Raw genomic sequence first — 4921 nt, 5'->3', positions numbered from 1 at the left:
TAGAGAATCCGGCCCGCAGGGCCGGGTCCGCGAAGCGGACTCAAGCCGGGGCCGCGGGGCGGAGCGCCCGCGAGCGGCCGTCGCGCGTAGCGCGCTCCGGGCGCAGCCCGGGCAGGCCGCCTAAGCCCCTCGCGCCCTTCTTTGGTGACTTTCTTTGGCGTAAAGAAAGTCACTCGCCGTCGGTCGACTACCGACATGCTCCGCCGATCGTTGAGCGGCAAGCCTAAGCCCACGCCGGGGCGGGACCCGGCAGCTCTGCCGCTCGATGAGCGGATAATCTAAGCCTGCCGTCGGCCGGCCGCCGACAACCTCCGCCGCTCAATGAGCGGCAAATCTATAACGGCTCCCCGGAGGGGGCTTCCCCCTCCTCCAGCAGGGCGGCCGCGGCGGAATCGGGCAGCGCGCTGACCTGCGCGAGACGGCGCTGGATGGCGCGGGTGCGCACGCCGACGAGCTTGTCCAGTTCGCTGTTGGCCTGTTCGAGCCGCTGCTGGGCGGCGCCGAGCACGTCGCCGAACCGTTCGAACTCGGTCTTGACCGCGCCGAGCACCTGCCAGACCTCCCCCGACCGCTTTTGGATCGCGAGGGTCCGGAAGCCCATCTGAAGGCTGTTAAGCAGGGCGGCCATTGTGGTCGGGCCGGCGACGCTCACCTTATAGTCGCGCTGGAGCGGCTCGAGCAGGCCGAGCTGGAGCACCTGCGCGTAAAGCCCCTCGAAGGGCAGGAACATGACGGCGAAATCGGTGGTACGGGGCGGGTCGAGATATTTGTCGCGGATATCCCGCGCGAAGGATTTGACCCGCGCGGCAAGCGCCGCCGACGCGGCGGTGATCTCGGCGGGGTCGCCCTGCTCGTAGGCGTCGGTCAGACGGACATAGGCGTCCGCCGGGAACTTGGCGTCGATCGGCAGGTAGACGGGCTCCTCCCCGTCCCCCGGCAGCACGACCGCGTATTCGACGGGATTGCGGCTGTCGCGGCGGGTGGAAAAATTGGTCTTGTACTGGTCGGACGATAGAATCTGCTCAAGGATCGCGCCGAGCTGGACCTCCCCGAGCACGCCGCGCGTCTTGACGTTGGAGAGCACCTTCTTGAGATCGCCCACGCCCGAGGCAAGGGTCTGCATCTCACCAAGGCCCTTATAGACCTGCTCGAGCCGCTCGCTCACCAGCTTGAAGGACTGGCCGATGCGGCTTTCGAGCGTCTGCTCAAGCTTTTCATCGACCGTCTTGCGCATCTCCTCGAGCTTTTTGGCGTTGTCCTCCTGGAGGGAGGAGAGCCTGTTTTCCACCGTCGTGCGGATGCCCGAGAGCTGTTCGCCGCTCTGGGTGGTGAAGCTCTGGAACCGCGCGTCCACGCTGCGCATGAGCTCCGCGACCGTCTTTTGCAGGCTGTCCTGCCGCATCCCCAGTTCGCGGGACATCTGCTGCTGGTTGCTCGCCAGCGCCTGCCCGAGCGCGTTCACCGAACGGGTGATGTTCTGCGCGCTCTCCTGCCGCGACTGGCGCGACTCCTCGATAAGCACGCCGCGCAGCCGGTCGAGCTCCTCCCGCATGGGGCCGAGCCCCTCTTCCCTCCGGCGGGATTTCGCCGCCATGACCGCGGCGACGATTGCCGCGGCGCACGCGCCCGCCGCAAAGAGCGCGGCGGCCCACAATAAAACCTGGTCCATGATATCCCCCTTTACCGGACGTTCCCGGTCCGGTCAAAAAATGCGCCCGCCGCCGGCGGGCCGCAGAAAACGCTGTTCCAATCAGAGGATATTATAGCATGTTTTTCTTCCCCCGAAAAGGGCTTCCCGTTCGCTTCCGAAACATTTTGCACCGGTCCCTTCTCTTTCCCCGGCAGAGAAACGGGAGGGGCCGCCTTTCAGGCGGCAGCCCCTCCCGTTTTCCAATACAGTACTTACAGTACCTACAGTACCTACAGCCAGATTCCGGGCGAAAAGGACCCCGGATTTTTCCTCTCTGGACGGGCGTTCGCGGGGACGTGCCCTCCAAAGCGGGGTCGCCGGTTTCGGGTAGTACCGTGGACAGTTTCGGCTAGCGAGGTGCCCCGATCCGGATGGCAGCGTGGGCAGTTCCGGTGAGTCCGCCCCGCGTGTGCGCGTGATATAATAGAGGTGCGGATGGGGCGCCGGCTGCAAGATCAGGGAAATGGACGAAATCGTCCGTCCGGGCGCAGAAACCGGGGCATCCGGGAGATCATTCGAATTCCGGGAGGAATGGTACCCAGTTTCGGTGAGCCTCTCCTCCCCTTTCCCAACAGGGACGGTCCATCCGGACCCGCGGATTGCCGCAAACCCGGGATTTTGCGCGGATTGCGGGGTTTTGGGGAAAACTGCGTACCGTTTGCGGGCGGCGGTGAAATCGGGAGGAATCCGGAGGATCGGGGAGAAAACGCGGGATAAACTCGGGTTCATATCCCGGAAGGTACTCAGTTTCGGTGAGCCGGGCACCCTTGTGGGCGGCCCACACATGCCAAAGTCCGAAAAACGGTACCCGTTTTCGGGGAGTCCCCCAAAACTGTGTACCTTCCGCCGCGGGGCTTGGAGATTATACGCAAGGGAATTCCTTTACATCCTCCGGGCGCTCATTTCCCGAAAACGGAACGCCATAAAAACCGGAGAAAACGGAAGAAATCCGGAGAGATCGGCGCGCTGTTTCAAATGGAAAAGCAGACGGTACCCACTTTCGGATAGTATCATTTCCCGCAAAATTACCGGATGTAATTTTATGGACAGGCCCCCGTTCGGCGGGAAAAACGGACCGCATGGAAAACGGGAGAAATCACGAGAAATGAAAAGGAAAACGAGGATAAACGCGGGATGAAAGAAGCGACGGTACCCAGTTTCGGTGAGCGGGGACCGTGCGGGGCCCTGAAAATGCTGTACAGCCGTTCGGCTTTACAGATTAGAGCCCCAGAATCTTCCGCAGGATGTCGTTGACCAACTTGCTGTCGGTCACCTTCTGGGCGACCGCCGCGCGGTGCAGCGCGTCGATGACGGCGGCGTCGAGGTAGAAGGTTTTGTTCTTCGCCATGCGCCCCTCGTCCCGCACGATGAATTCGGTCAGGTCGACGGGCGGCGCGGCGGGCCTGGGCTGCCTGGCGGCGCGCGCGCGGGGCGCGGGCTGCTCGGCGGGCGGTTCCGCCGCTTTGGTCGCGGGGGCCGCTGCCGCCTCCGGCTGCTCCGCAGGGATTGCCGCGGGCGCCTCCTGCGGGGCCTCCTGCGCGGCGGGTACCGCCGCCGGCGCTTCCTGCGCGGGGGTCTCCCCTTCCCCGGCGGGCTTTGCCGCGCGGGCCGGGTGCTGCCGCATCTCCTTCGCCTGACGTTCCAAAACGCTCTTGGTAAACTTGTTTGCCATGAGTATGACCTCCCTGCCGGGGATTATTCCCTCCGGGCGCGTTTTCCCGGGATTCCCCGTCGCATCGATTTTCTATTAGAAGTTCTATTCGCTTATATATGCGCGAATAGAACCTCGCGTGCAAGGACGATTATAACACGCCGCGCGCGAGCATTTCGTCGACAAGGGACGCGATCGCGTCGCAGCCCTTGGAGCGCAGGTCGTAGATCGAGATTGGCACGGCGGCCAGCTCGCTCTCGGTGATGCGGACGTTGCGCGGGATGACCGTCTCGAAGAGGATGGGGCGCAGGTCCTCGGTGTCGGGCGAGGTGCGCAGATATTCGAGGTAGTCGGCGGAGAGCTTGTTGCGGCTGTCGAAGTCGTTGACGATGAAGCCCTTGATGTTGTCCTCCCGGCGCAGGCGTTTACGGGCCTCCTCCCACAGCGCGATGAAGAGCTGCGCGCCCTCGATCGCGTTCATCGAAACGTCGCTCACGAGCAGGATGGCGTCGGACGCCAGGAAGGCGTTCTGATTGACGATCGACATGCTGGGGTTGGTGTCGATGAGGATGTAGTCGTATTGGTCGAAAAATGCTTTGTGGTCGCTCAAATAGTTCGAGAGGATCTGCTCCCGCCCGGCGACCGACGCGATCTTGAGCTCCGACTTGTGCAGAAAGATCGACCCGGCGATCATGTCGAGCAGCGGCAGGCGGTCGATGGGGCTTTTGATGACGAGCTGGTCCGGCTCGGGCTGCGCCTCCTCGAGGTTGTAGACGTCGTAGGTGGTGAGCAGGTCGGGCTGGGTGCGGTCGATGCCCATATTGTTGGTGAGGTTGCCCTGCAGGTCGGAATCGATGACCAGCACGCGGTAGCCGAGCTGGGAGAGGATGCCGCCGATGTTGAAGCAGAGCATCGTTTTGCCGACGCCGCCCTTGAGGGTCCCGAAGGTGATGATCTTTCCCATGAGGAAGCCTCCCGTAGATTCGCGATTCGATGCGCGAACAGATTTGCGATTCAATTGATGCATACATTATAGCACAGATTCGTGAAGAGATGCAAGCATATATGAAAAATTACATTTAAAAATATCATCGTTAACATCAGATAGAATCGATTTGATTATGGATTATAAATTGCATAAACGAATGCATTATATAATAGATGATATATTTTATTAATATAGTTTCTAATAGATTAACGAATATACAAGCCTTGCGGGCGCGCGGCGCCTGTGGTAAACTGGAAGGGAAAATGGGGGAATCTTGATGAATCAGAACGACCGGCTGCTCGACGAACTGCGCGGATACCTGCCCGAATACATGGCCCAGAAGCGGATGGTGGTGGGGCGCGGCAAAAAGCTCATCCGCTGCATCAACCCGCAGCACAGCGACTCCACGCCCAGCATGTCCTACTATCCCAAGACGAAAAAGCTCCACTGCTTCGGCTGCGGGGCGACCTACGACCTCTTTGACGTGATCCGCATGGACTATCCCGACTGCGACAGCTTCCCGCGCCAGGTGAAGAAGGCGTGCGAGCTCTTCGGCGTGCCCTTCCCGGAGGACTTCGGCCGGGACCCGGCG

The 4921-nt window shown here is 61.7% G+C and carries 4 protein-coding genes; 1 reads left to right on the top strand and 3 read right to left on the bottom strand.

The features are described 5' to 3' along the window. Positions 1–334: 334 nt before the first annotated feature. From ACZO3G_RS14375 to ACZO3G_RS14365, 3 genes are all read right to left on the bottom strand, one after another. Entirely contained in the window at positions 335–1669 is a 1335-nt protein-coding gene (locus tag ACZO3G_RS14375) for a DNA recombination protein RmuC (RefSeq protein ID WP_276874417.1), read from the bottom strand. A 1240-nt stretch (positions 1670–2909) separates the two neighbouring features. Then, positions 2910–3362: a hypothetical protein gene (locus ACZO3G_RS14370; RefSeq protein WP_276874419.1), complete on the bottom strand. Its 453-nt coding sequence runs from the start codon at positions 3360–3362 to the stop codon at positions 2910–2912. A 130-nt stretch (positions 3363–3492) separates the two neighbouring features. Then, positions 3493–4305, bottom strand: a complete 813-nt coding sequence (locus tag ACZO3G_RS14365) for a ParA family protein (protein ID WP_158595715.1) — start codon at positions 4303–4305, stop codon at positions 3493–3495. Between the two features lie 301 nt (positions 4306–4606). Between ACZO3G_RS14365 and ACZO3G_RS14360 the strand changes: the two genes are divergently transcribed. After that, the coding region (locus ACZO3G_RS14360; protein ID WP_486847357.1) for a CHC2 zinc finger domain-containing protein at positions 4607–4921 on the top strand (315 nt) is incomplete at its 3' end.

This window comes from Anaerotruncus sp., assembly GCF_057433415.1.
The sequence above is the reverse complement of the archived record's forward strand: the minus strand, read 5'-3'. Positions and strand labels throughout refer to the sequence as shown.

What these genes read in the sequence shown, in the direction of transcription:
- ACZO3G_RS14375 (WP_276874417.1), bottom strand. Translation starts at nt 1,669, where the DNA reads ATGGACCAGGTTTTATTGTGGGCCGCCGCGCTCTTTGCGGCGGGCGCG.
- ACZO3G_RS14370 (WP_276874419.1), bottom strand. Translation starts at nt 3,362, where the DNA reads ATGGCAAACAAGTTTACCAAGAGCGTTTTGGAACGTCAGGCGAAGGAG.
- ACZO3G_RS14365 (WP_158595715.1), bottom strand. Translation starts at nt 4,305, where the DNA reads ATGGGAAAGATCATCACCTTCGGGACCCTCAAGGGCGGCGTCGGCAAA.